This window comes from Paraburkholderia strydomiana, from assembly GCF_046030495.1.
GTDB classification, from domain to species: domain Bacteria; phylum Pseudomonadota; class Gammaproteobacteria; order Burkholderiales; family Burkholderiaceae; genus Paraburkholderia; species Paraburkholderia strydomiana_A.
The window spans coordinates 162,998-187,529 of record NZ_JAQQCJ010000008.1 but is presented as its reverse complement, the minus strand read 5'-3'; the positions used below and the strand labels follow the sequence as shown (position 1 = coordinate 187,529).

Sequence of the window (24,532 nt, the reverse complement as noted above, 5' to 3'; positions counted from 1 at the left end):
TCGCCAAATTCCGACAAGAGGTGCTTCATGATCATCAAACCGCGCGTGCGTGGCTTTATCTGCGTTTCCACCCATCCGACCGGCTGCGAAGCCAACGTCCGCGAACAGATCGAGTACGTCAACGCACGCGGCCCCATCGCCAATGGCCCGAAAAAGGTGCTCGTGATCGGCGCATCCACCGGCTACGGCCTCGCCGCGCGCATCAGCGCCGCGTTCGGCTGCGGCGCCGACACGCTCGGCGTGTTCTTCGAGCGCGCCGGCAGCGAAACCAAGGCGGGCACGGCGGGCTGGTACAACAGCGCCGCGTTCGAGAAATTCGCCACGGAAAAAGGCCCGTACGCGAGCAGCATCAACGGCGACGCGTTCTCCGACGAAGTCAAGCAGCGCACCATCGAGGTCATCAAGCGCGATCTCGGCCAGGTCGACCTCGTCGTGTACAGCCTTGCGGCGCCCAAGCGCACGCATCCGAAGAGCGGCGAAGTGTTCAGCTCGACGCTCAAGCCGGTCGGCCAGGCCGTGAACCTGCGCGGCATCGACACGGACAAGGAAGTCATCAAGGAAACGGTCCTCGAACCGGCGACGCAGACCGAGATCGACCACACCGTGGCGGTCATGGGCGGCGAAGACTGGCAGATGTGGATCGACGCGCTGCTGGAAGCCGGCGTGCTCGCGGACGGCGCGAAGACCACCGCGTTTACCTACCTCGGCGAGAAGATCACACACGACATCTACTGGAACGGTTCGATCGGCGCGGCCAAGAAAGACCTCGACCAGAAGGTGCTGGGCATCCGCTCGAAGCTCGCGGCCAAGGGCGGCGACGCGCGCGTGTCGGTGCTCAAGGCGGTGGTCACCCAGGCCAGCTCCGCGATTCCGATGATGCCGCTGTACCTGTCGCTGCTCTTCAAGGTCATGAAGGAGAAAGGCACGCACGAAGGCTGCATCGAGCAGGTGTACGGTCTGTACAAGGAGAGCCTCTACGGCGCCGCGCCGCATCTGGACGACGAAGGCCGCCTGCGCGCCGACTACAAGGAGCTCGACCCCGAAGTGCAGGAGCGCGTGCAGGCGCTATGGAATCAGGTGACCAACGAGAATATCTACGAACTCACCGATTTCAGCGGCTACAAGACCGATTTCCTGCGGCTGTTCGGCTTCGAGATCTCGGGCGTGGATTACGAAGCGGACGTCAATCCCGACGTGCAGATTCCGAAGCTCGTGCAGGTTTGAGTGGCGTTTGAGGTTTGGTGTTTGACGCGCGGCGGGCTCGCTCGATGCGGGTTCGTCGCGCGGTTGCACTGTTGGTTTCGTCGCGGGCAGACGGCTGCCGTGACTCAAGTTGCGAGGACCTGCGTGCGATGCCATTCGAAGCCGCCGAAGCCACTATGTGGCAACTCGTCCAACGCCATACGGGCCGGGTCGGCTACCGGCGCGGCATGAAACCGGAAGGGTTGTCGGCGAGTCCGCCGGTCATCGACTGCTCCGGCTGGACCGCCCTGCTTCTGTCGCGAGCGTTGCAAGCGCACAACGTGGCGGCCGCCCGCACGGTGTTCGCCGACGACGACATCGCCGCGCTCCACACGTGGTCCGAGCGCATCATCCACGAGATCGGGCAGCGCACCGGCTTCGTCCTGCAAGGCACCGCCCTCACAGCCGATACGTTGCCGCGATGCGCGACCATCGGCCTGAAGATCGGCAATCCCGCCTGGGCGGCCAACCATCCCCGGCCGCGAGGGATCACGCATATCGTGCAGATCGTCCGCCGTCCGGACGACGACGCACCGTTCGTCTCCGAATCGTTCGATGGTTCTGTGGCCGGCATCCGGCTCACGCCTCTTGGGGAGTGGCTGGCGCGCGCCCAGCCGACGCTCGACGCGAACGAGGCGTGGGCCGTCGACGCCTTCCGGCTGGCCTCAGGCGCGGCGCGCTCGCATCAGCAGGGAAACGCCCCCTGAAGCGCACGCAGAATCGCGAGGCCGATCGGAAAATCGTCCGAAATGCCGGGGTGGTTGGCAAAAAACGCGTCGAGCAACGGATAGACGGTCTGATTGCCGATCGCGAGCGTTTGCGGCGGGCAGAACAACTGCGGCCGCTTCTTCGCGACCAGGTCGCCGTTCGCCCAACCGTACGCGTTGATCGTGCCGGTGATGTACGCGGCGTAGACCGAGTTGTTATCCGTATGAGCCCACTGTTTGTACTGGGCCGCCGTCATTTCGGCGTTCGCATTGAGAGCGAAGAACGCTGTCAGCAAAGCCAGCGCGAATTTCGATAACCGCATCGTTGAACCTTCAATCCGTGTCGCAAAAGCGGCCATTGTAGGGGAGTCGGGACGTGGTGCGCAGAAGCGTTGCGTACGTGCGAATCTGTAAGCTTTTCCGGTGGGTTTTTGTCAGTAGCGCGGACACGGAAAGGACGGGTGCGGCGCAGGACGCGCCGCGTCGGTCGCTCGGTTCGCCTCGGCGAAAACGGAGGTGCACGCATGCCGTGCGAGGCGCGGCCGAGCGGCCGATTGCCTTATGGCGTGCCGTTGCGGCAGTAGTCGCGATAGCCTTCGCGCCCGGCCAGCCGAGCCATGTAAGCGCTAACGGCCGGAAAATCTTCGTGCTGCAGCGGCGTGTCGAGCCAGCGGTTGACCGACAGCGCGATCGGAATGTCCGCGAGCGAGAACGCCTGCCCCGCGATGAACGCGCCCGTGCGCTCCAGTTGTCCTTCGACGATCGCCATGTGCTTCGTCCAGTTCGCGCATGACAGCGCGATCTGCTGCTGATCCTGATGGGCGGGAGAATGCCGCACCAGCGCGAGAAATGCGTAACTCCACGAGCGATTCAGCTCACTCGCCTGCCAGTCGATCCATTGGTCGCAGCGCGCTCGCTCGCAAGGATCGCCCGGATAGATCGCCTCGCCGTGATAGCGGCCCGCCAGATAGCGGATGATCGAATTGGATTCCCACAGCACGAAGTCGCCGTCGCGGATCACGGGCACCATCGCGTTCGGATTGAGCGCGCGAAATTCCGCGACGTCCGTCGCGCGAAATCCCGAACCCCAGTCCTCCTGCTCGAAGGACAGCCCGAGTTCCGCGCAGGTCCAGAGCACCTTGCGGACGTTGATCGATGAGGTCTTGCCGAGTATCTGGAGCACGGCTCGTTCGTCGTGGATGGATGATCTGATGAAAAGGCTGGGACGGCTGACTCCCCCCTCACCCCTTCAGCGTCGCCTGCTCGCGAATCATGTCGTACAGTGCCTGCGCCGCCGGCGACAGTTGCGCGGTCTTCCGTGCGACCAGCACGAGCGTGCGCGACACCACCGGCTGTGTCAACTCGATCATGCGAACCGTAGGGTACGCGCCCTTCTGCAGCGCGAGCGCCGGCACCACGGCCGCGCCGACGCCTTGTGCGACCAGCCCCACCGCCGTCGAGCTGCGCTGGACCTCGTAGAACGAGCGCAACGCGAGCCCGCTCGTTTCCAGTGCGCCATCGAGCAGCGCGCGATTGCCGCTGACCTCGCCCGCAAAGATCAGCGCATACGCGTGCAATTGCCGCCACGCCATGCGCCGCCGCTTCGCGAGCGGATGATCCTGGTCGCAGATCAGCACGTAACGGTCCACCGTCAACGGCACATTGACCAGATCCGGATGCGGATCGCGCGCGATACTGATGCCGAATTCGACCTCCCGCCGCAACACGGCCTCCTCCACCGCCGCCGACGCGTGATCGAGAATCTTGATGCGGTTATGCGGATAGCGCGCTGCATACGCCTGCAGAATGCGCGGCAGATACTGCACGCCCACGGTCGGCACGCAGGCCATCGACACGTCGCCGCGCCGGGCCGTCCCCGTCTCGCGGATTTCGACCAGCGCGTCGGCGAGTTCGCCGAGCAAGCGGCGCGCTTGCGGCAGGAAGCTGCGGCCGATTTCGGTGAGCGCCATCGACCGGGTGGTCCGCTCGATCAGCGTGACGCCGAGAAACGCTTCGAGCTTGCGCAGTCGTTGCGTGATCGCCGTTTGCGTGACGTGCAGCGAATCGGCCGCGCCCTGAAAGCTGCCGCGATCCGCAATTGCGACGAAGGCCTGAACGCCGAGCGTGTCGATTTTCATTAGAAAAATGAAGGAATCGGAATGATAAATTCATTTTACTCCGGTGACGTATCGAGCCGAGAATGCGCTTTTTGAACGCAGCCGCAAACCGGCCGTTCAGCATGACCCGCACACAAAGGAGCATCAGATGACAGCGACAACGGCTTGGCAGGCGAAACAGTACATGCTGTTCGAAAACGAGCGCACCCGTCCGGTGAGGGATCTGCTCGCCGCGGTCCCCGCGACGGACGTGCGCCACGCGGTCGACCTCGGCTGCGGCCCCGGCAATTCCACCGAAACGCTCGCGGCGCACGCACCGGGCGCGGCGATCGTCGGTCTGGACAGCTCCGCCGACATGATCGCGGCGGCCCGCCAGCGCCTGCCGCAATTCCGGTTCGACGTGAGCGACATTTCGACGTGGGACGCGCCGGGACCGTACGACCTGATCCTCGCCAACGCGGTGCTGCAATGGGTGCCCGGCCACGAGCGGCTGTTTCCTTCGCTCGCGCAAAAGCTCGCGCCGGGCGGCAGCCTCGCCGTGCAGATGCCCGACAATCTGGACGAACCCGCGCACTGTCTGCTGCGCGAGGTCGCCGAGCACGGCCCATGGGCGCTCAAGCTCAAGGGCGTCGAGCGGACCATGCGCTTTGGCGCCGACTGGTATTACGGTTTGCTCAAGCCACTCTGCACACGGGTCGACGTGTGGCGCACCGTCTACCATCACCCGCTCGCAGGCGGGGCCGGCGCGGTGGTCGAATGGTTCAAGGGCAGCGCGTTGCGGCCGTTCCTCGCCGCGCTCGACGACGCCGAACAGCAGGCCTTCCTGCAACGCTACCAGGACGAAATCGCGAAGGCCTATCCGGCGCTCCCCGACGGCACGGTGCTGCTGCCGTTCCCGCGGCTTTTCATCGTCGCGACGCGTTAGCCGCGCCGGCCGCACCCGAGCGGCGGCGCCGACCGCTCGGGCATGCGCAAAGCGTATGCCCGCATGCTGCAAACAGTGCGCCAGGATACGCTGGAAATTGCCGCGCCTGAATTTTGCGTGATATTGTTGCTGAAAGCGGAGGACGACGTCCCGCCGTCCTCTCCGGGCAATTTACAGCAGCGAGCGTCGCCATGAGTGATGTACGCCATCATCTGAGTCCACGTGACCGTCTGGAGCTGTTGTGCTGGCTCACATGCGGCAGCCTTGGCGCCTATTACCTGAACGAAGACTGGCCCGACGCGGCGTTTCACGTGCAGTCCGCGCACAAGTGGCTCGACCGCCGCGCGCGCGAGGCCGACTGGCTGAGCATCGCGAAGCTGTCGGCCACGGCGCTCGACATCGCGCAGCGGCACGCCCGCTTCGTCGATACCGATTGGGCGCGTGACGCGGTCGAGGAAATTCTCGATACCGACGACCTCGACCCGCAAGCACGGCTGGTCAGGCAAGTACTGGCGGATTGCCAGAATGCGCTGGCGGATCGCCGGCTCGCGGATTGAGCCGTCGCGCGTGCGGCGCGTTCAGAAGTTGTGCCGCAACCCGACGATCACGGAAAGCTGCTTATCCGAGTCTGAGTTGACGATATTCGGAATCTGCGCGAGGTTCTGCGTCGCGCCCGTCGACGGATCGATCGCCAGCCCCGCGCCCGAAGACTTCTGCCCGATCGCCACCGCGTACACCGCGGTGCGCTTCGACAAGCTGTACACCGCCCCCAGATTCACCTGATGTACTCGCGTCGACGCGCTGCCCGACGGCCTGGCGTCGTTGAAAATATAGGCGAAGCCTAGCTGCAAATCGGGCGCCAGCGCGTACGTGGTATTCAATTCGGCGATATCGAACGAAATATCCGCGCCGTCGGGCCGCGCCGCACTCGCGAAGTACTGGCTCTGCGACAGGCGCGTATGCGTGTAAGTCAGCGCCACGTTCGCCTTGCCGAACGCATACGAGCCCCCTGCCCCGAATATCCGCACCTTGCTCGCGTCCTGCAGCAGGCAGTACGACGCGCCGGGGTTCGCGCAACTGAAGTCGCCGATATAACCGTTGGCGCCGCCCAATGCCGCGTCGAGCGGCTGGTTCAACTCCAGATACCCCGCGCTCAGCGACAACGGCCCATGCACGTAATTCGCCGCGAGCGCCCATCCCTTGTTGCGTGAAAAATCGCCCGCGACGCCGCCGAGACTGAACAGCCCGCCGAACGTGAAGCCGCCGAAGCTCGGGCTGATGTACTTGATCGAGTTGTTGAAGTTGAACGCCTCGTTCAGATTGTCGACGTCGCCGAAATGCGAGCCGTACAGCGTCGCCCAGTTATTGCTCGACACATAGGCGCCGAGGAAATCGGAGAACGGATCGTACTGGCGGCCGAAGGTGAGCGCGCCGTACGTGCTGTTGTTCAGACCGACCCACGCGTTGCGGTTGAACAGCGTGTTCGATTGCAGCATCGCGCCGTTGCCGATCAGGAAGCTGTTTTCCAACGTGAAATTGACCGTCGTGCCGCCGCCGATGTCCTCCGTGCCCATCAGGCCCCAGCGCGACGGCACCAGATTGCCGCCCGCCAGCTGATAGTTCGCGTGGCCGCTGGTACTGCCGTCGGCGTGCGTCGTCTGCTGGTTGTTCGTGTAGACGAGGCCGGCGTCGACCGTGCCGTACAGCGTGACTGAAGATTGCGCGTGTGCGCCCATCGCGAGGCCGAGCGCGGCCAGCGCAAGCGCCGAGCGCTTGACGAATTTGTCTGCCATGTTTTTTGCCGGAAAGTGAGGTGAGCTGTGGTGAGCGTGGACCGATGCGCAGAGACGCTTACTGGCCGAAGCCCGCGTAGATGTCCGGCCGCTTCTTGCGCAGGATGAGACCGATCAGCACGCCGACGAGCGCCACGGCGAACACGATCCAGGGGAAGGACTTGACGATCGGGCTATCGGAGCCGCTCAACGCATCGAGATTGCGCACGAGGATCACGCCGATATACAGCAGGCCGAGTCCGCCGAGCAGCGGCGCGAGGAACGAGTGCCACACGCGGGTATCCTTGCGCGTCTTGCGGAAGAATGCGATCACCGAAAAACTCGTCACCGCCTGCAGCATGACGATGCCGATCGTGCCGAGGGCCGAGCTCCAGCTGAACACGACGTTGAACACGTCGCTGCCCGACGCGATGAACAGTCCGAGCAACACGCACACGGACAGCGTTTGCAGATAGCTCGCGACATACGGCGAACGGTATTTTTCATGCACGCGGTTCAGCGCTTGCGGCAGGATGCCTTCGAGGCTCAACGCGTGGATATAGCGCACCAGCGTGTTATGAAACGACAGCAGACTCGCGAAAATACTGCTGAGCAGCAGGAAGCTCATCACCGTCGTGACCGCGCCACCGAGGTACTTGCCGGATTGAATGAACCAGAAATCGCCGGGCTGTTTGGTCGCGACGTCGACCACGTCGGCGAGACCGTACGCGCAGACGATGGTCCACGTGACGAACGCGAAGAACACGAGAATCAGCATGACCGACACGTACGTTGCGCGCGGCACGGTCACTTTCGGATCGCGGCATTCCTTGCCATAGATCGCGGTGGCTTCGAAACCGATGAACGACGCGAACGCGAACATCACGGCAATGCCGAGGTGGCCGCTGAAAACATGCTGCGGCGAGAACGGCGCGAGCGTGAGGCCGTTGGGCCCGCCGCCGTGGATCACGATCGCCATCGCGAGCAGCATGAGGATGCCGAGTTCGAGACACATCAGCACGCCGAGCAGGCGGCTATTCAGATCGATGCCGCGAATGCCGGTGAATTGCACCACCGCCACGCAGATCAGCGAATAGCCGTACCACGGCAGCGCGGTATGCAGCAGCGGCGACAGGATCACCGTGCAGAAGAATCCAAACAGACCGTATAGCGCGATCTGGATGAACGTGTACGACATCAGTGCGACGAGCGCGCCGGCCATGCCCAACGGCCGCCCGAGTCCTGCGGCGATGTAGGCGTAGAACGCACCGGCGCGCACCACGTGCCGGCTCATCGACGCAAAGCCGACGCTGAAGATCAGCAGCACGAGCCCGGCAATCACGAACGCGCCAGGAATGCCCGCGCCGTTGCCGAGACTGATCGCGGGCGGCACCGCGCCGAGCATGCCGGTCAGCGGCGCCGCCGCGGAAATCACGAGAAACACGATCTGCCACAAGCCCAGCGTATTGCCCTTCAATTCCACGGGGTTCTCCGCGTCGACCAGACTGGTCGGCGAATAGGGTTCATTCATCGCTGCCTCTATGTTATTGGCTAGTCTGAAACTCGCCAGAACCCTTGCACTACTGGTTATGGCGCTCGCTTGACCGACCTCAAATGCTTCGGGGTGAGCGCATGGTAGGTAGCTAAAAAATAAAGCGACTTCGCCAACTGCGCCAAATTTTCGATAAAGCGCGCCAATGCGGGCGAACCCTGAATTCGCCAGCCTGCAGCAGATACTTAGGAAACCCGATGTTATTTTTTCCGGTGTGGCCGGCGCGAGGTCGCACGATACTTTCAGAATGAAAGCAGCATGCGTGTGCGCCGCGCGACTATTTTTTCCAGCTGCGTGTGGCGCGCCATAACACGGTCGCGTCGGCATAACCGACTGCCCGTGCGATTGCCGCATTGGTGAGCCCGTCGCGTTCGAGCAAACCCGCGACGCTGCGCTGCCGCTCCTCGCGCAGAATCTGCCGCACGGACGTGCCTTCCTGCGCGAGATGCCGTTGCAGCGAGCGATGCGAGAGGCCGAGGTCTTTGGCAATGTCCGCGACGATCAGCTTTTCATGCGCAAGCCGCCGCGTAACCAGATCGCGCACCTGTTCGACGATGCTGTGCGGCATCGCATCGTTCGCAATCAGATCGGTTGCGTGGCGCTCCATCATGCGCGCCATTTGCGTATCGGCGCTTTTGAGCGAAGCGTCGAGATCCTGCGGCCGCAGAATCACGCCATTGAAAGGCTGCTGAAAGCGCACCGGTACGCGAAAGATGCGCGCATAGGGTTTGAGATCGGCCGGCGCCGCGTGTTCGAAATGCACTTCGACCGGATTCCATGCGGCGCCGCGCACGAGCCGGATCATGTTGCACATGGTCGACAGGCTGTACTCCGCGTCCTGGCGGCGCGGCCAGATTTGCGGACTGGCGATCTGGTAGGTCCAGATGGGCCACTCGTCGTCGCGCAGCACTTCGCAGCTTGTCGTGTTCTGCCACGAGGCGAGCGCGAGCGTGAACTTGCGCATTGCCGCGTTCAGCGTGGGTGACGAAAGAAAGACGAGGCCCGCCGGCCCCAGTTCCGTCAACTGCAATTCGCTGCCGAGCCGCAAGCCGAGCGACGCTTCGCCGAGCACTTCGGCCGCGCGCTCGAAGGCCGCCACGTAACGCGTGAGCGGCAGGATTTCATAGGGATTGGACAATAGCCGCCGGCTCATGCCGAACGCTTCGAGCAGCGTGTCGCAATCGGCGCCCGATTGATCGAGTGCGCGCACGACCGGTCCCATCACCGCCGCGCGAATCATCGGGAAACTGCCATTGAGCGTGACTTTTTTCATGTTGAGCGTCTCCTCTCCAGTCTGCGCTGTCGTGTTGCCCGAGTCGTTTCCTCTGGCGCACTTTATCGCTCAATTGGCGCGATAAGCAAGCGCGAAAATATTATTGGGTTCCTACGATTTGCCATCGACTCAGCGTGCGCCGCGTGTCACCGGCGCCGATCGGCACGCTGTCCGGTCCAGCAAACATCTTTACGGGAATCTTATGAACACGAATGCCACGAAAGCTGCCCGCCCCCTCGTTCATCCGCTCGACCCATTGAGCGGCGACGAAATGCAACTTGCCTGCGATCTCGTGAAGGCCGCCGAAAAACTCGACTCGCACGCCCGTTTCCCGATGGTCGAATTGCGCGAGCCGCCCAAAGCCGAAGTGGTCGCGTTCAAGACCGGCGACTATTTTTCGCGCACCGCATTCGTGCTCGCGATCGACCGCTCGAATGGCGCGACGATCGAATTCGACGTGGACCTGAGAGAAAAACGCATCGCGTCGCGCCGGGTGTTGCCGTTCGACCAGGCGCCTTACGGTCAGCCGCCCATCATGATCGACGACTTCATGAACGCCGAGCAGATCGTCAAGAACGACGAAGCGTGGCGCGTGGCGATCATGAAGCGCGGCCTCAGCGAAAAGGACCTGGAGCGCGTGCAGGTCGATCCGTTCTCGGCCGGCTGCTTCGATCGCGAACACGAAAACGGCCGGCGTCTCGTGCGCTGCGTGAGCTACTACCGCGAGACGCTGACCGATAACGGCTACGCGCACCCGATCGAAGGCGTGCTTGCGGTGGTCGATCTGCTCGAAAAGAAAGTGATCGAGCTGATCGACGACGGCCGCATCATTCCGATTCCGCGCGCCAAACACAACTACGACACCCCGAGCCTCGGCCAGCCGCGCAGCACGCTCAAGCCGCTGTCGATCGATCAGCCCGACGGCCCGAGCTTCACGATCGACGGCTGGCACGTGAGCTGGCAGAACTGGACCTTCCGCGTCGGCTTCACGCCGCGCGAGGGGCTCGTGCTGCATCAACTGTCGTGGGACGACGGCAAGCGCGCGCGGCCGATCATCTACCGCGCGAGCGTCACGGAAATGTGCGTGCCCTACTCCGATCCGAGCACCAACCATTACTGGAAAAGCGCGTTCGATGCGGGCGAATACGGGCTCGGCAAACTCGCGAACCAGCTCGAACTCGGTTGCGATTGCCTCGGCACGATCCGCTATTTCGACATCCCTTCCGCCGACGACTTCGGCAACGCGTTCGTGATGAAGAACGCCGTATGCATGCACGAGGAAGACTACGGCACGCTGTGGAAGCACTATGAATTCCGCACCGGCGTGTTCGAAATGCGCCGCTCGCGCCGTCTCGTGATTTCGTTCTTTGCGACGGTCGGCAATTACGACTATGGCTTCTACTGGTATCTGTATCAGGACGGCACGATCCAGCTCGAATGCAAGCTGACCGGCATCGTGCAGACCTCGGCGGTGGCGGACGGCGACACCTATCCGTGGGGCGGCATGATCACGGAGAACCTCGGCGGCCCCACGCACCAGCACTTCTTCAATGCGCGCATGCACATGATGGTCGACGGCGAGCGCAATACCGTCACCGAACACGAATTCGTGCCGCGTCCGATGGGCGATACGAATCCGTACGGCAATGTGTTCGATACGACGAAGCAGGTGCTCAAAACGGAGAGCGAAGCCGCGCGCCTCGCGAATGGTCGCACGGGTCGCTACTGGAAAGTCATCAACCCGAACGTGAAGAACGCCGTGGGGGCAAATCCGGGCTACAAGCTGATCGTCAACGACTCGCCGCTGATGCTCGCCGACGAGCGTTCGAAGGTGCGTCAACGCGGCGGCTTCGCGACGCGTCACGTGTGGGTCACGCCGTTCGATCCGGCCGAGCGCTATGCGAGCGGCGACTATCCGAACCAGCATTCGGGCGGCGACGGCTTGCCGCGTTATATCGAGGCGAACCGCAACATCGAGAACGAAGACCTCGTGTTGTGGCACAGCTTCGGCCACACGCACGTGTGCAAGCCCGAAGACTTTCCGGTGATGCCCGTCGAGTACGCCGGCTTCATGCTCAAGCCGAACAACTTCTTCGCCGGCAATCCGACGATGGACCTGCCGGCCGAGCGCGATCTCAACAGCGTCGAAGACGGCAAGCCGACGGATCATGGCTGCTGCAAGCACTGATCCGGCGCTGCGCGGCGCGCGGCGCGTCGGCGATACGGCAAGCGTGCTTGCCGTGTGCGCGGCCGGCTCGGCTTGCGTGCTGATCGCTGGCGGCGCCGCTGCGTTGTCGATGCGCGCGGGCCTCCATCCACACACCAGCGCGCTGTGGATGAGCGCGCTGGCGCTGGCGACGATGATGGGCGCGCCGCTGCTGATAGCGCGCTCGACTCGCCGCACCACCGTCGCAACCGCCGCAACCGCCGCAACATTGATCGTCACGATGAGCGCGGTGAATGCGCTACCGGCGTATCTGAGCGGATTGCAGCAAGGCGGCCTGCTCGCCGCGTTGATGATCGCGGCGGGCGGCGCCCTGCTGTTTTACTGGCGGCAATTGAGCGGCACGGTCCCCAATGAGCGTCATCACACGAATGAGCCTACGCAATCGACGCGCGCAGCAAGCACGACAGCGCTGCTCGCGTTGCTTGCGGGCATGTCGAGCGGCACTCTCGCGCGCTTCCAGTTGTTTGCTGTATGCGGCGCGGGCGGCGCGGGCGACGTGCAACCGCTCTGGCACATTGCGCTCCTGCTGGCGGCGGTATGCGCGCTGGCCTGCTACGCCGACCGCTCGCGCAACGACCGGATGCTCACGGTGTTGTACGTTGCACGCGCGCTGCTGATCGGGACGCTCGCCACCGTCGATAACCCCGCGCTCGCCCCGCTCGCGGCAAAGCTATTTCTGTTGCTCGACTGCCTGACGATCCCAGCCCTCGCGAATCTGCAAGGCAACGCGAAGCGCGCGCTGAGCGCGAGTTGCCCCGGCATCGCGCATCACGTCGGCATGCTGGCAGGCGCCGCCTTGTCGACCACCCCCTACTTTTTCGGCGACGGATTCGTCGTGCTATTCAGCATCAGCGCGGCCACGAACCTGCTTTGCGCCGCGTCGCTCGCCACCCATTGGCGCGGCACGAAACCGTTCCACTTGCGCGCACACCGGTATCACAGCGAGGCTCACTCATCCGGTTAGCGTCGCACCGCTTGCACCCACGGACCACCGACCCACGGACTCAAGACGCACTCAACGGAGACGAAGCACCATGCGCGAACACCACGAACACCATCAAGCAGCGGCGGCGTTGCCGCAGACCATGTTCATCAACGGCGAGAAAACCCGCAGCGCCGCAGGTAAAACCTTTCCGGTCTTCAATCCGGCTACGGCCGAAGAACTCGCGCAGATTCCCGATGCCTCGGACTCGGACATCGATCACGCGGTGAGAACCTCGAAAGCCGCGTTCGAATCCGATGCGTGGCGCAGAATGCCGCCGGCCGCGCGCGAGCGTCTGCTGCTCAAACTCGCCGACCTCGTCGAACAGCACACCGACGAACTCGCCGCGCTGGAAACGCTGAACCAGGGCAAGCTGATCGGCTTCTCGAAGATGCTCGAAGTGTCGGGCAGCGTTCAATGGCTGCGCTACATGGCCGGCTGGGCAACCAAAATCGAGGGCACCACGTTCGATCTGTCGATTCCGTTTCCGCCGGGCACGCGCTACAACGCGTCGACCCGCCGCGTGCCGGCCGGTGTCGTTGCCGCTATCGTGCCGTGGAATTTCCCGCTGCTGATGGCGGTGTGGAAAATCGCGCCGGCGCTCGCGTGCGGCTGCACCGTCGTGCTCAAGCCCGCGGAAGAAACGCCGCTGACCGCGATCCGCCTCGCCGAACTCGCGCACGAAGCGGGCTTCCCGCCGGGCGTGTTCAACGTGGTCACCGGCCGCGGCGAAACAGCTGGTGCGGCGTTGGTTAGGCATCCTCTGGTCAACAAGGTCACGTTCACGGGATCGACCGAGGTGGGCCGCATCATCGGCCGCCAGTGTGCCGGCGATCTGAAGCGCGCGTCGCTGGAACTGGGCGGCAAGAGCCCGGTGATCGTGCTCGACGACTGCGACCCGCGCAAGGCGATCGAAGGCGCGGCCGGCGCGATCTTCTTCAATCACGGTCAGGTGTGCACGGCGGGTTCGCGCCTCTATGTGGCGCGCTCGATCTACGATGAAGTCGTGCAAGGCGTCGCGGCGGTGGCCGACGGCATCGCACTCGGCTCGGGCTTCGATGCGGCGACGCAGATGGGACCGATGGTGTCCGCACGGCATCGCGACAAGGTGGTCGGCATGATCGCCCAAGGCAGGCAGGAAGGCGGCGAGATCCTCTCATGCGAGGCGCGTGTGGACGGCGACGGCTACTTCGTGCGCCCGACCGTGATTGCCAACCGCGCGTGCAAGCCGCTGTCCGTCGTCACCGAAGAAGTGTTCGGGCCGGTGCTCGTCGCGATGCCTTATGACGATCTCGACGAAGTGCTGGCGCAGGCGAACGCGTCCGAATACGGACTCGGTGCGAGCGTCTGGACCAATCAGCTCGACAAGGCACTGCGGCTCGTGGATGGGATCGAAGCAGGCACCGTATGGGTCAATACGCACAACATGGTCGACCCGGCGATGCCGTTCGGCGGCTTCAAGGCTTCGGGCATCGGCCGCGAACATGGCAAGGCGATCATCGACGCGTATACCGAGAGCAAGTCGGTTTGCATCGCGTATTGATCGGACATGGCCCGCGCACCGCTTCGTCTGCGTGGCGAATGCCATAGCGCAAACAGATGAAATGCCGGGACCTTGCGCCACCGCGCATCATGTCCCGGTCGAATATTTTGAACCGCGAAATGCCCGCGCCCACGCGGTGATACACCCGGCGCAGAGGAAGTCCCTCACCCCTCCACCATCGCCTTCAACCGCGACAATGCGTGATCCCACTGCTGCGAAATCGCATCGAGCGCGCGGCGCGCTTCGTCGAGATGGGCCGGCTCGAACGCCCACAGGCGCTCCCGACCCACCTTCACGTCGCGCACGAGGCCCGCGTTCGCGAGCACCTGCAGATGCTGCGTGACCGACTGCCGCGTGATCTCCGTGCCCGCGGTCAGTTGCGCGATCGACATCGCACTGCCCGCACATAACACCGCGATCAGCCGCAGGCGCGTTTCGTCGCCGAGCGCCGCGAAAATCGGCGCGGAGTTCTTCAGCGCCGACGTTTTCAGACTCGCATTGGCCGACGTGGTCCTAGCCCTTGGCGACATGCTTTTCGATGTTGACCAGCTGATGATCCCACCCGCCGCTGTTCATGCGGAACGCCTCGTCGCGGCGCGCGGCCGGAATCCGGTCGAAGCCCGATTCGACGACACGCAGCAAGGTGCCCGCCTCGACCTCGCTCAACTCGAATACGACGAGCGTGGTCGGCTCCGACGAGTAGTCGACCGCAGCGTCGATCGCGGCCGGATGCCAGCGCCACGACAGATGATGCTCGGGCTCGACGCGCTCGATCAGCAGGTCGATCACGAGATGCTCATAGCCAGGGTAAGTCAGATTGGCTTGCACGGTCTGGCCGGCGATGAACTGCTTGCCGGCCAGATTCATGCCGAACCATGTGCCGAATTCCTCGGCATTGGATAGCGCACGCCAGACCCGCGAGCGCGGCGCCTTCAGCAGAATCTGCTTTTCGATGCGATCGGTCGATGTGTTCATATGCAGCCTCCTGACTGCATATTAGAAAGCCGCCGCGCAATATGCAAGGAGGTGACTGCGTATTTTTCAAGCGGATTGTCGTAGGATCTTCACGGTTCGTCGCGCTCCTTCTGCCCGTGAAGCAGCGTGCATCCGGCAAATTCATGAGCATGACCTGTGCGGTTGGATACGCCGGGCGTTTGCGCCGCGGCACTGCCGCGACGCGTGCGTCCCCATCCACGTCCACGCCCGGCGGCCGCCCTGTCTGAATCGTGAGAGCCCACGCGGCGCTCGGGCGCCGCCGCGTCCCGTCTTTCCCGTGGCATCACTCGGTGGCGTGGGCGTGCATCACACCGGCTTGCATCGACCACGCCATCCACGGACGGCGCAGCGCGACGATCGCGACAAACGCGCAGGCGGCCAGTGCGCCGAACGTCGCAAAGCCCATCTGATAGCTGCCCGTGCTTTCCTTGGCAATGCCCATCACGACCGGCAGATAGAAGCCACCGATACCGCCCGCCGCGCCGACGATGCCCGACATCAGACCCGTGCGGCCCGCCCAGCGATGCGGCACCAACTGGAAGGTCGCACCGTTGCCGAGACCAAAGGCCACGTACAGGCACAACAGCAGCGCGATGCCGCCGGAGAGCGAAGGCATCGCCGCGGCAAACACGAAGTCGCACAACGAAATGATAGCCAGCAGCACGGTCAACGCGCGCACGCCGGACACCTTGTCGGCGATCAGCCCGCCGAGCGGCCGCACCATGGCGCCGGTGGCGGCGAGCAACGCCATGAACAGACCGGCGTCGATCTTCGACAACTGATACAGGTTGGTGAGCAGCAGCGACACATACGAGGACATGCCGACGAAACCGCCGAACGTGATGCTGTACACGAGCATGATGACCCACGTATCGCGTTCGCCGAGCACCGAGCGATAGCGTTTCGGCAGCACGGAGATCGCGAGCAGCGCGCCGATCACCGGCAACAGCAGCACACCGGTCTTGCCCGCACCGAACAGCCCGGCTTCGACCAGCAGCACCAGCACGATCAAGCCGCCCAGCGTCACCGCGAAGCTGCCAAATGCGCGCAGCACGCTGCCCGATTTCACCCCCGCGTCGTTGGCCCAGAAATACAGCGTGATCGCGGCAATCGCGAGCAGCGGCAGTGCACCGCCGGCGGCCATCTGCCAACCGTAGTGCGTCGCCAGTTGCGGGAACAGGAAGCCGTCGAGCACCGCGCCGATATTGCCGGCCGCGGCGAGGCCCAGCACCAGGCCCTGTACTTTCGGCGGATAGTTGCTGCCGGCCATCGGCAGCGCCACCGCGAAGCTCGCACCGCCGACGCCGAGGAACACGCCGAGCACGAGCAGCATTTCGTACGACGGCACGGACTGCAGCAGCGGCAGCACGATGGTCGGCACCGCCGACAGCAGCACGCCCATCAACGCAATGCGCTTGCCATGCGCCGATTGATACAGATTGCCGAGCGTCACGCGCAGAATCGCCGCCGACAGCACCGGCACCGCAACCAGCAAGCCCTGTTGCGCGGGCGTCATCGCAATGCTCTTGCTGATGAACGGCGCGAGCGGTCCATACAGCACCCACACGGTAAAGCCGGTGTCGAAATAGAGAAAACACGCCACCAGCGCGCGCCAGTCTCCGCTCTTAAGGGAGCTCATCACGTTTTTCATCAGGCATCCTCATAAAACTGATTTTTCGACTATCCGGCAACGGCGTCGCTCGCCATGCACCAGCCAGTCACACTATTGAAAACCGATCTGAACATGCAACGTCCATGCCATCCGGGTCCGTCTTCTAAAACTTTCCTGCTTACTTTTCCTGAAACCTTGCGCGCCTGGTCGACCCCGCGTCGGTGCAGTGCGCAGGTTCAATAAACGTCGCGTGCATAGCGCTTTTCGCGCGCGAGACGGCTTACGTATTCAGCCGCCTTCTCGTCGCTCATGCCGCCGTGCGTGGCGACCACCTCCTTGAGCGCCGCATCCACATCGCGCGCCATCCGGTTCGCGTCGCCGCACACGTAGAAATGCGCACCGTCTTCGAGCCAGGCCCACAGTTGCGCACCTTGCTCGCGCATGCGGTCCTGCACATAGATCTTGTCGGCCTGATCGCGCGAGAACGCGAGGTCGAGCCGGGTCAGCACGCCGCTGTCGCGCATCGCTTCGAGTTCGTCGCGATAGTAGAAATCGGTGGCCGCATGCTGCTCGCCGAAGAACAGCCAGTTGCGGCCCTTGTCGCCACGTGCGCGGCGCTCGTGCAGGAAGCCGCGAAACGGTGCGATGCCGGTGCCGGGGCCGACCATGATCATCGGCGTGTCGGCGCTGTGAGGCGGACGAAAATGCGCTGACTTCTGCACGAATACAGGCACGTCGGTCTCGCTCGCGCGGTCGGCGAGAAAGGTCGACGACACGCCCTTGCGATGACGCCGCGCGTTGTTGTAACGCACCGCCGAAACGGTCAGATGCACTTCGCCCGGATGCGCTTTCGGGCTCGAAGCGATCGAGTACAGACGCGGTTGCAAACGCTTGAGCATGCCGGTCAATTCGGCGGCCGAAAGGCTCACTGGAAATTCGTGCAGCACGTCGGCAAGCTGCTGACCCCACAACCATTGCTTCAGATCCGCCTTGCGTTCGGGCGTCAGCAGATCGCGCAGCGCGCCGTTGCTGCTGCGCGCGGCGATGAACGCGAGCGCGTCCGCCCCCGGCCGCGCGATTTCGTAGTGCTTGCCGAGCGCATCGGCAAGCCGCATGTCGCCCGCGCCCGCCACGTTCACCGGCGCATCCGCGCTCAGGCCGCTCAGCGTGAGTAATTCGTCGACCAGTTCGGGGCAGTTGCTCGGCCAGACGCCGAGCGCATCGCCCGCTTCGTATTCGAGGCCCGAATCGCTGGTATTCAGTGAGAAATAACGCGTGTCCTTCGCCGCGCCCTGGCGGTTCAGGCGCAGATTGCTGACGAGCCGCGAAGCAGCCGGGCGCGCTTTGGTCGGCACCGCGCCGGGCACCACCGCGTTGATCATGCCGCCCGGCGGCACCGCATGCAGCGCCGCGTCTTCTTCGTTGATGCGCACGATGATGCGTTCGAGCCACGCATCGGCGCTCTGCTGATATTCGCCGTCGCAATCCACGCGGTCCATCAGACGAAGCGCGCCTTGCGCGGCGAGGCGTTCGTCGAGACGGCGGCCGTATCCGCAGAACTGATCGTAGTTGCGGTCGCCGAGCGCGAGCACCGCGAAGCGCACGCCGTCCAGACGCGGCGCGTCGCCAGCGCTCAATTGCGTCCAGAAGCTCTGCGCGTTATCGGGCGGATCGCCGTCGCCGAACGTGCTCGTCATCAGCAACACGTATTGCGCCTTGGCAAGGGCCGAGACCGGATAGTCCGCCATGCACGCGGTGCGAATTTCGAAGCGCGATTCCATCAGACGCGTCGCATAGCGCTCGGTCAGCGATTCGGTGTTGCCGGTTTGCGAAGCCCACAGCAAGGTCACCTTCGGACGCACGCGCACGATCCGTACGCCGGATGCCTGCGCCGAGGCGGTATCCGCTTGTGCAGACGTGAGTGCCGATACGGCCGCAGGCACCGCTGCGCTGCGGCTGTAGAGACCGGCCAGCAGACCGTCCACGTGAAGGCGGTTGGCCGTCTCGAACGGTGCGCTGCGCGGCAGAACCGGCACGCTGTCGATCCCCTGCGCTTCGGCCGAACGCAGGCCGCTGACGAAGCCAGCCAGATAGGCGCGCTCGGCGTCGCTCAGCGACGGCGCGGGCGCCGGCGGCAATTGCAGAAGGCTGGTGAGTGCATCGATACGGGGCATGTCCTGATCCTTGATGCTGGCGGTAACGGCAACCTCGTCGGCGGGTACTTCGTCAAGGTCTTGCGCAACCGGCTCGACGGCATCGAGCGTCACCGGACTCAGCGCGACCGCGCAGAACTTCAGTTCGGGCTGCTGAGAAACTGGATCGATCGCGTCGCTCGTCACCGCGTTGATGCACAGGTCGTCGCCGAATACATCGTTCCAGTGCATCGGCGCGAAGCAGTTGCCCTCGCTCACGCGTTCGGTGACGACCGCAGGCAGCACCGCGCGGCCACGGCGCGAACGGATCTCGACCGGGTCGTTAGCCTTGATGCCGAGCGTGGCGGCGTCTTCGGGATGAATCTCGACGAACGGCCCCGGGTTCAGCTTGTTGAGCATCGCGACCTTGCCGGTCTTGGTCATCGTGTGCCATTGATGCTGCAGGCGGCCCGTGTTCAGCACGATCGGGAATTCGCGGTCGGGTAATTCGGCGGGAGCCGCATAAGCGCGGGCGAAAAACATCGCCTTGCCGCTCGCGGTCGGAAACACGAGCCGCGGACGGCGGCCGTCGGGCAGCTCCTTCAGTGTCTGGCTCACGCCGTCGTTGAGGTAGCGAACCGGATTGCGCTCGGCCGAACCGGCGGACGCCAGCGGCCACTGCAGGGGCGTTTCCTTCAGGCGGCGATGGCTCGCACCCCGCAGGTCATAGCCGGTTTTCGGATTCGACGCGCGCGTGATCTCGGCGAACACCTCGTCGGCGCTCGCGTAGCCGAACGCGTCGGCAAAGCCCATTTCACATGCGACGCGCGCGATGATCTGCCAGTCGGGCAACGCGGCGCCGGGCGGCTCGATGCCCTTTTGCATCAGCGTGAGGTTGCGCTCGGAGTTGATCATCACGCCTTCGGCTTCGGCCCACAGCGCGCCGGGCAACAGCACGTCGGCGTAGCGGTTGGTCTCGGTGTCGAGGAACGCGTCCTGCGCGATCACGAGTTCCGCCGCGCGCAAACCGACGATGGCGTTCTGGCGGTTGGCGACGCTCGCCACCGGATTCGTGCAGATGATCCAGCACGCCTTGATCTCGCCCGCGGCCATGCGCGCGAACATGTCGATCGTGCCGTTGCCGACTTCCGTCTTCAGCGTGCCGGGCGCAATGCCCCACAGGTCTTCGACGAACGCGCGGTCCGCGTCGACCAGCACCGAACGCTGGCCCGGCAAACCGGGCCCCATGTAGCCCATTTCGCGGCCGCCCATCGCATTCGGCTGGCCCGTCAGCGAAAACGGCCCGCTGCCGCGCCGGCAGATCGTGCCGGTCGCCAGATGCAGGTTGCAGATCGCGTTGGTGTGCCACGTGCCGTGCGTGCTTTGATTCAGGCCCATGGTCCAGCAGCTGATCCACTCCTTCGCGGTGCCGATCATCTGCGCAGCGCGGCGGATGTCGTCGGCGGCGAGGCCCGTGATGTCGGCCACCCGCTCGGGTGTGTAGTCAGCGAGAAACGCGGGCAGCGCGTCCCAGCCTTCGGTGGCCTCGGCGATGAAAGCGGCATCCGTCTGCCCGTTTTCGTGCAGCAGATGCAACAGGCCGTTGAGCAGTGCGAGGTCGGTGCCGGGTTTGATCTGCAGGAACAGATCGGCCTTGTCCGCGGTCGCGTTGCGGCGCGGGTCGACCACGATCAGTTTCGCGCCGGCCTTCACGCGGTCCATCATGCGCAGGAACAGAATCGGATGACAGTCGGCCATATTCGCGCCGATCACGAAGAACAGGTCGGCGTGGTCGATGTCCTCGTACGACCCCGGCGGGCCGTCCGCGCCCAGCGAGAGCTTGTAGCCGCTGCCCGCGCTCGCCATGCACAGGCGCGAATTCGATTCGATGTTGTTGGTGCCGACAAAACCCTTCGCGAGCTTGTTGACGAGGTACTGCGCCTCGATCGACATCTGACCGGACACGTAGAACGACAACGCGTCCGGTCCGTGTTCGTCGAGCAGGCCTCGCAAACGCGCGGCGGTGGTGTTGATCGCCTGGGCCATCGGCAGCGGCACCGGGTCTTCGTCGCGTGCATGACGAACGAACGCGCTTTCCAGACGACCGGACTTGCGCAACGCGACATGCGCGGACTGCCCCTTCGTGCACAGCCGTCCGAAGTTCGACGGATGCTCCTTGTCGCCGGAGATCTTCACGACCTGGCCGCCCTCGACGTGCAGCACCATTCCGCAGCCGACGCCGCAGTAGGGGCAAACCGTTTTTACGCTAGTGGAGGACATGGCGGGCTGCATCGTTCGAAGAAGGCGTTGGCGGAAATTCAATGGCTTAAACAGCGACCCACACGTGGCCGTCTTCCACGCGGGTAGCGAACGCACCGACGGAATACGACGGGGTCTCCAGGCATTCGCCCGTGCGCAGATCGAAGTGATGCTTGTAGATCGGCGAGGCGACCACGACGCGCTCGCCGAGACTGCCGATCAGGCCGCGCGAGAGCACCGCCGCCTGCGAGCCCGGATCGAAGTTCTCGATCGCGTACACCGTGTTGGCGCCGCCCTCGTCCACGTGGAAAACCGCCACCTGTTCTCCGTTGACCAGCGCGCAGACGCCCGTGTTGGGCACGATGTCGTCGAGCGGGCAGATGGCGGTCCAGGGGCGTGGTACGCGATCGTCGTTCATGGCGGAAGTCCTCGCTAGGTGAGCAATGAGTGGTACTGAAAAAAGTCAGACGGTCTCGACGACCACGGGAATCGCCGCCAGTGCCGCTTGCCGCTCGACGGGCGTCGCCGGGCGGATCTGCCCGCGCTCCTCGACGAACCGCACGTTGCTGTCGGGCTCGCCGCTGTTGACGAAATGACGGAAGCGCTTGCGCGTGGCGGGATCGGTGACGGCCTTCTTCCATTCGCACTCGTAGGTGTCGATCACGTGGCGCATCTCCGCTTCGAGTTCGGCGGCCACTTCCAGGCGATCGTTGATCACCACGTCGATCAGATAGTCCAGCCCGCCTTCGAGGTTGTCGCGCCAGACGCTGGTGCGTTGCAGACGGTCGGCGGTGCGCACGTAGAACATCAGGAAGCGGTCGATGTAGCGGATCAGCATGTCCTTATCGAGGTCCGACGCGAGCAGTTCGGCATGACGCGGTTTCATGCCGCCGTTGCCGCACACGTAGAGATTCCAGCCCTTCTCGGTAGCGATGACGCCGACGTCCTTGCCCTGTGCTTCCGCGCATTCGCGCGTGCAGCCCGATACGCCGAACTTGATCTTGTGCGGCGTGCGCAGGCCCTTGTAGCGGTTTTCGAGTTCGACCGCGAGGCCCACCGAATCGCCGACGCCGTAGCGGCACCATGTCGAACCGACGCACGACTTCACCGTGCGCAGCGACTTGCCGTACGCGTGGCCGGATTCGAAGCCCGCCGCGATCAGCTCTTCCCAGATGAGCGGCAGTTGTTCGACACGCGCGCCGAACAGATCGACCCGCTGACCGCCCGTGATCTTGGTGTAGAGGCCGTATTTCTTCGCGATCTGGCCGACCGCGATCAGGCCGTCGGGCGTCACTTCACCGCCCGCCATGCGCGGCACGACCGAGTAAGTGCCGTCGCGTTGAATGTTGGCGAGGTAGTAGTCGTTGGTGTCCTGCAGCGACGCGTGCTCTTTCTTCAGCACGAAATCGTTCCAGCACGACGCGAGAATGCTTGCCACCACCGGCTTGCAGATATCGCAGCCGAGGCCATGACCGTGCTTCGCAAGCAGTTCGCCGAAGCTACGCACGCCCTCGACACGCACGATGTGATACAGCTCCTGACGCGAATACGCGAAGTGCTCGCAGACGTGGTTGTTGACCGCGAGCCCCTGCTTCTTCATCTCGGCCTTCATCACCTGCGTGACGAGCGGCACGCAACCGCCGCACGAGGTGCCCGCGCCGGTCGCGCATTTGAGCGCGCCGATGTCGGTCGCGCCCGCGCAAACGGCCGCGCACAGATCGCCCTTCGAGACGTTGTTGCACGAGCAGATTTGCGCGGCGGCGGGCAAGGCCTCGACGCCGAGCGCGGGCTTCGCGTTGCCGTCCGCTTGCGGCAGGATCAGGAATTCAGGCGCTTCCGGCAGTTCGATGCGGTTCAACATCATCTGCAGCAACGTGCCGTATTCGCTCGCGTCGCCGACCATCACGCCGCCCAGCAGATACTTGCCGCATTCGGACACCACGAGCTTCTTGTAGAGCTGCTTGCGTTCGTCGCTGAACTGGTAGGAACGGCTGCCCGGCGTATTGCCATGCGCGTCACCGATGCTCGCCACGTCGACGCCCATTAGCTTGAGCTTGGTGCTCATGTCGGCGCCGGCGAATTCGGCCGTGGGCCCGGCTCCGGGTTCGGCTGAACCTGCGAGCAATTGCTTCGCGACCGTGCGCGCCATGTCGTAACCCGGCGCGACGAGACCGAACAACTGGCCGTTCCACAGCGCGCATTCGCCGATCGCATAGATGTGCGGGTCGCTGGTGCGGCACGCGTTGTCGATCACGATGCCGCCGCGCGCGCCGAGCGTCAGGCCGCATTCGCGCGCGAGGTCATCGCGCGGACGGATGCCCGCGGAGAACACGATCATGTCGGTGTCGAGATGGCTGCCGTCCGCGAACTGCATGCGGTGCGTGCCCGTTTCGCCGTCCACGATCACCGAGGTGTTCTTCTGCGTGTGAACCGTCACGCCGAGTGCTTCGATTTTGGTGCGCAACACGCGGCCACCGCCCTCGTCCACTTGCACGGCCATCAGGCGCGGGGCGAATTCGACCACGTGCGTTTGCAGGCCCATGTCGCGCAGCGCCTTCGCGCATTCGAGACCCAGCAGCCCGCCGCCGACCACCGTGCCGGTTTTCGAACGCGTGCCGCATTCCTGCATCGCTTCGAGGTCGTCGATGGTTCGGTACACGAAACAATCGGCGCGCTCGCGGCCAGGCACCGGCGGCACGAACGGATAGGAGCCCGTGGCGAACACGAGCTTGTCGTACGGCAGCGTCTCGCCGGTCGAGACCGTCACGGTGCGCGCATCGCGGTCGACCGCCACCGCCTTCGCGTTCAGCTTGAGCATCACGTTCTGGCGCTCGAAGAACCCCGGTGCGACGAGCGACAGGTCGTCCGCGTTCTTGCCCGCGAAGAATTCGGACAGATGCACGCGATCGTAGGCCGGCCGCGATTCCTCGCACAGGACCGTGATGTCGAGACCGTGCGCGGCATCTTGCGCCAGGCTCTCGACCAGTTTGTGGCCGACCATCCCGTGACCGATAACGATGATTTTCATGAGCGCGGTGTCCTCAATGTGCTGAGCGTCGGGCGTCGCCGTCTGCATCGGGCGAAGCGATTGCGAAAATAAAAACGGCGTCCCGCGAATCCAGTCGATGACTGAATCCGGGGGACGCCGTTGTCCTGATCGGTCCTGCAGGCGAATGCTCTGTGTTGCGCTCGC

19 protein-coding genes are annotated in these 24,532 nt (G+C 64.2%); 7 read left to right on the top strand and 12 right to left on the bottom strand.

The window, feature by feature from the left end; genetic code table 11:
- The first annotated feature begins 27 nt into the window (after positions 1 to 27).
- Entirely contained in the window at positions 28 to 1,224 is a 1,197-nt protein-coding gene (gene fabV, locus PQQ53_RS13275; RefSeq protein ID WP_408324402.1) for an enoyl-ACP reductase FabV, read from the top strand.
- Positions 1,225 to 1,352: 128 nt separating this feature from the next.
- Complete coding sequence (locus PQQ53_RS13270) at positions 1,353 to 1,949, top strand: hypothetical protein (protein WP_408324400.1); 597 nt, start codon at positions 1,353 to 1,355, stop codon at positions 1,947 to 1,949.
- Here the strand turns inward: PQQ53_RS13270 and PQQ53_RS13265 are convergent.
- From PQQ53_RS13265 to PQQ53_RS13255, 3 genes are all read right to left on the bottom strand, one after another.
- Positions 1,928 to 2,272 (bottom strand): Rap1a family protein, encoded by a 345-nt coding sequence (locus tag PQQ53_RS13265; RefSeq protein ID WP_408142238.1) that lies wholly within the window; start codon positions 2,270 to 2,272, stop codon positions 1,928 to 1,930. The genes PQQ53_RS13270 and PQQ53_RS13265 overlap by 22 nt on opposite strands.
- A 236-nt stretch (positions 2,273 to 2,508) precedes the next feature.
- On the bottom strand, positions 2,509 to 3,132 hold the full coding sequence (locus PQQ53_RS13260; RefSeq protein WP_408142240.1) for a glutathione S-transferase family protein: 624 nt from the start codon (positions 3,130 to 3,132) through the stop codon (positions 2,509 to 2,511).
- Between the two features lie 58 nt (positions 3,133 to 3,190).
- On the bottom strand, positions 3,191 to 4,087 hold the full coding sequence (locus PQQ53_RS13255) for a LysR family transcriptional regulator (protein WP_408142242.1): 897 nt from the start codon (positions 4,085 to 4,087) through the stop codon (positions 3,191 to 3,193).
- Between the two features lie 127 nt (positions 4,088 to 4,214).
- Between PQQ53_RS13255 and tam the strand changes: the two genes are divergently transcribed.
- Positions 4,215 to 4,991: a trans-aconitate 2-methyltransferase gene (tam, locus tag PQQ53_RS13250; protein ID WP_408324399.1), complete on the top strand. Its 777-nt coding sequence runs from the start codon at positions 4,215 to 4,217 to the stop codon at positions 4,989 to 4,991.
- 191 nt (positions 4,992 to 5,182) lie between these two features.
- Positions 5,183 to 5,548, top strand: coding sequence for a hypothetical protein (locus tag PQQ53_RS13245; RefSeq protein WP_175157603.1), 366 nt, complete (start codon positions 5,183 to 5,185; stop codon positions 5,546 to 5,548).
- Positions 5,549 to 5,569: 21 nt separating this feature from the next.
- Here the strand turns inward: PQQ53_RS13245 and PQQ53_RS13240 are convergent, their stop codons facing one another.
- The 3 genes from PQQ53_RS13240 to PQQ53_RS13230 all read right to left on the bottom strand — a co-directional run bounded on the left by PQQ53_RS13240 (position 5,570) and on the right by PQQ53_RS13230 (position 9,588).
- The gene (locus tag PQQ53_RS13240) at positions 5,570 to 6,784 is read right to left on the bottom strand and encodes a porin (RefSeq protein WP_408142247.1); all 1,215 of its coding nucleotides are present in this window, start codon (positions 6,782 to 6,784) and stop codon (positions 5,570 to 5,572) included.
- Between the two features lie 58 nt (positions 6,785 to 6,842).
- Positions 6,843 to 8,294, bottom strand: coding sequence for an APC family permease (locus PQQ53_RS13235; protein ID WP_408324396.1), 1,452 nt, complete (start codon positions 8,292 to 8,294; stop codon positions 6,843 to 6,845).
- A gap of 298 nt (positions 8,295 to 8,592) precedes the next feature.
- Positions 8,593 to 9,588, bottom strand: a complete 996-nt coding sequence (locus PQQ53_RS13230) for an AraC family transcriptional regulator (protein ID WP_408142251.1) — start codon at positions 9,586 to 9,588, stop codon at positions 8,593 to 8,595.
- Between the two features lie 202 nt (positions 9,589 to 9,790).
- Here PQQ53_RS13230 and PQQ53_RS13225 point away from each other — a divergent pair, with 202 nt between their 5' ends.
- From PQQ53_RS13225 to styD, 3 genes are all read left to right on the top strand, one after another.
- Positions 9,791 to 11,776 (top strand): primary-amine oxidase, encoded by a 1,986-nt coding sequence (locus tag PQQ53_RS13225; protein ID WP_408142253.1) that lies wholly within the window; start codon positions 9,791 to 9,793, stop codon positions 11,774 to 11,776.
- On the top strand, positions 11,757 to 12,779 hold the full coding sequence (locus PQQ53_RS13220) for a hypothetical protein (protein WP_408324395.1): 1,023 nt from the start codon (positions 11,757 to 11,759) through the stop codon (positions 12,777 to 12,779). The genes PQQ53_RS13225 and PQQ53_RS13220 overlap by 20 nt, the downstream gene beginning before the upstream one ends.
- Positions 12,780 to 12,849: 70 nt before the next feature.
- On the top strand, positions 12,850 to 14,340 hold the full coding sequence (gene styD, locus PQQ53_RS13215; protein WP_408324394.1) for a phenylacetaldehyde dehydrogenase StyD: 1,491 nt from the start codon (positions 12,850 to 12,852) through the stop codon (positions 14,338 to 14,340).
- Positions 14,341 to 14,504: 164 nt separating this feature from the next.
- Here the strand turns inward: styD and PQQ53_RS13210 are convergent, their stop codons facing one another.
- From PQQ53_RS13210 to nirB, 6 genes are all read right to left on the bottom strand, one after another.
- On the bottom strand, positions 14,505 to 14,870 hold the full coding sequence (locus tag PQQ53_RS13210; protein ID WP_408142257.1) for an ArsR/SmtB family transcription factor: 366 nt from the start codon (positions 14,868 to 14,870) through the stop codon (positions 14,505 to 14,507).
- Complete coding sequence (locus PQQ53_RS13205) at positions 14,854 to 15,315, bottom strand: SRPBCC family protein (RefSeq protein ID WP_408142259.1); 462 nt, start codon at positions 15,313 to 15,315, stop codon at positions 14,854 to 14,856. The genes PQQ53_RS13210 and PQQ53_RS13205 overlap by 17 nt, the downstream gene beginning before the upstream one ends.
- Before the next feature lie 304 nt (positions 15,316 to 15,619).
- On the bottom strand, positions 15,620 to 16,987 hold the full coding sequence (locus PQQ53_RS13200; protein ID WP_408152626.1) for an MFS transporter: 1,368 nt from the start codon (positions 16,985 to 16,987) through the stop codon (positions 15,620 to 15,622).
- 197 nt (positions 16,988 to 17,184) lie between these two features.
- On the bottom strand, positions 17,185 to 21,360 hold the full coding sequence (locus tag PQQ53_RS13195; protein ID WP_408324392.1) for a bifunctional nitrate reductase/sulfite reductase flavoprotein subunit alpha: 4,176 nt from the start codon (positions 21,358 to 21,360) through the stop codon (positions 17,185 to 17,187).
- 46 nt (positions 21,361 to 21,406) lie between these two features.
- Positions 21,407 to 21,757, bottom strand: coding sequence for a nitrite reductase small subunit NirD (gene nirD, locus PQQ53_RS13190; RefSeq protein WP_408142266.1), 351 nt, complete (start codon positions 21,755 to 21,757; stop codon positions 21,407 to 21,409).
- Positions 21,758 to 21,802: 45 nt separating this feature from the next.
- The gene (gene nirB, locus PQQ53_RS13185) at positions 21,803 to 24,367 is read right to left on the bottom strand and encodes a nitrite reductase large subunit NirB (protein WP_408324390.1); all 2,565 of its coding nucleotides are present in this window, start codon (positions 24,365 to 24,367) and stop codon (positions 21,803 to 21,805) included.
- Positions 24,368 to 24,532: the final 165 nt, after the last annotated feature.

Bases quoted from the DNA above. Each gene is read 5' to 3' on its own strand.
- PQQ53_RS13235 (WP_408324396.1), bottom strand. From the start codon at position 8,294: ATGAATGAACCCTATTCGCCGACCAGTCTGGTCGACGCGGAGAACCCC.
- PQQ53_RS13205 (WP_408142259.1), bottom strand. From the start codon at position 15,315: ATGAACACATCGACCGATCGCATCGAAAAGCAGATTCTGCTGAAGGCG.
- PQQ53_RS13195 (WP_408324392.1), bottom strand. From the start codon at position 21,360: ATGTCCTCCACTAGCGTAAAAACGGTTTGCCCCTACTGCGGCGTCGGC.
- PQQ53_RS13220 (WP_408324395.1), top strand. From the start codon at position 11,757: ATGGCTGCTGCAAGCACTGATCCGGCGCTGCGCGGCGCGCGGCGCGTC.
- nirB (WP_408324390.1), bottom strand. From the start codon at position 24,367: ATGAAAATCATCGTTATCGGTCACGGGATGGTCGGCCACAAACTGGTC.
- PQQ53_RS13230 (WP_408142251.1), bottom strand. From the start codon at position 9,588: ATGAAAAAAGTCACGCTCAATGGCAGTTTCCCGATGATTCGCGCGGCG.
- PQQ53_RS13240 (WP_408142247.1), bottom strand. From the start codon at position 6,784: ATGGCAGACAAATTCGTCAAGCGCTCGGCGCTTGCGCTGGCCGCGCTC.
- PQQ53_RS13200 (WP_408152626.1), bottom strand. From the start codon at position 16,987: ATGAAAAACGTGATGAGCTCCCTTAAGAGCGGAGACTGGCGCGCGCTG.
- styD (WP_408324394.1), top strand. From the start codon at position 12,850: ATGCGCGAACACCACGAACACCATCAAGCAGCGGCGGCGTTGCCGCAG.
- PQQ53_RS13225 (WP_408142253.1), top strand. From the start codon at position 9,791: ATGAACACGAATGCCACGAAAGCTGCCCGCCCCCTCGTTCATCCGCTC.
- PQQ53_RS13210 (WP_408142257.1), bottom strand. From the start codon at position 14,870: ATGTCGCCAAGGGCTAGGACCACGTCGGCCAATGCGAGTCTGAAAACG.
- PQQ53_RS13265 (WP_408142238.1), bottom strand. From the start codon at position 2,272: ATGCGGTTATCGAAATTCGCGCTGGCTTTGCTGACAGCGTTCTTCGCT.
- tam (WP_408324399.1), top strand. From the start codon at position 4,215: ATGACAGCGACAACGGCTTGGCAGGCGAAACAGTACATGCTGTTCGAA.
- fabV (WP_408324402.1), top strand. From the start codon at position 28: ATGATCATCAAACCGCGCGTGCGTGGCTTTATCTGCGTTTCCACCCAT.
- PQQ53_RS13255 (WP_408142242.1), bottom strand. From the start codon at position 4,087: ATGAAAATCGACACGCTCGGCGTTCAGGCCTTCGTCGCAATTGCGGAT.
- PQQ53_RS13270 (WP_408324400.1), top strand. From the start codon at position 1,353: ATGCCATTCGAAGCCGCCGAAGCCACTATGTGGCAACTCGTCCAACGC.
- PQQ53_RS13245 (WP_175157603.1), top strand. From the start codon at position 5,183: ATGAGTGATGTACGCCATCATCTGAGTCCACGTGACCGTCTGGAGCTG.
- nirD (WP_408142266.1), bottom strand. From the start codon at position 21,757: ATGAACGACGATCGCGTACCACGCCCCTGGACCGCCATCTGCCCGCTC.